The organism is Streptococcus sp. 4155 (genome assembly GCF_013276695.1).
GTDB lineage: Bacteria > Bacillota > Bacilli > Lactobacillales > Streptococcaceae > Streptococcus > Streptococcus pseudopneumoniae.
In genome coordinates this window covers 1-731 of the sequence record NZ_VMLM01000130.1, presented here as the reverse complement: position 1 = coordinate 731, position 731 = coordinate 1, and the positions used below count along the sequence as shown (strand labels likewise).

The window sequence follows — 731 nt, the reverse complement described above, 5'->3', positions numbered from 1 at the left end:
AAAAAGCGAACAAAACAGAATTCATTGTTTCGATTCGCTTTTCGTATTATTATCTAGTTTTTTTGTAGCTCTGATAACATTTAGTCTGAGCATGTACACTAATAGCTGAAGGAATAAAATGTATACTTTAGATTATTTCCAAGCGCCACCGGTATCTACACAGTAACCACCAGGTGTATAGGTGTTGTGAAGCATCTTACCAGTTGAAGCAAGGTAATACCAATATCTGCTATCTTTCACCCAGCCTGTTAACATAGCACCTGAGTCTTTTAGGTAATATAGTTGCTTAGTTTCAAACAAGCATGTTATAATAAAGCTATGGCATATAGTACAGATTTTAAACAGCGAGCATTAGATTACATCAAAGAGGGGCACAGCCATGTCGAGGCAGCCAAGGTTTTTGATGTCGGCGTCAGAACTCTCTTCACATGGAAAAAGAACTTACGTGAACAAGGACACTTAGAGAGGAAAAAGCGAGTCGTCAAAAACCGAAAGATTCCTTTAGAGGAATTGAAAGCCTTTGTAGAGGCTCATCCAGATGCTTTTTTACGGGAAATTGCGGCACATTTTAATTGTGCTGTCCCTTCAGTATGGGCAGCTTTAAAGCAGATGAAGGTCACTTCAAAAAAAGATGACGAGCTTTAAGGAACAAGACCCAGAGAAAGTCGCTGAGTTTCTTGATATTTTGGATAACCTAAACGATTTACCAATCGTATATATTGATGAAACAG

At 38.3% G+C, this 731-nt stretch carries 2 pseudogenes; one reads left to right on the top strand and one right to left on the bottom strand.

Annotated features, from left to right (window positions below):
* Positions 1 to 132 precede the first annotated feature (132 nt).
* Positions 133 to 279: pseudogene (locus HT715_RS11550) on the bottom strand (choline-binding protein A); the annotation flags it as partial.
* 39 nt (positions 280 to 318) lie between these two features.
* Here HT715_RS11550 and HT715_RS11545 point away from each other — a divergent pair.
* Positions 319 to 731 (top strand): annotated as a pseudogene (locus HT715_RS11545) (IS630 transposase-related protein); the annotation flags it as partial.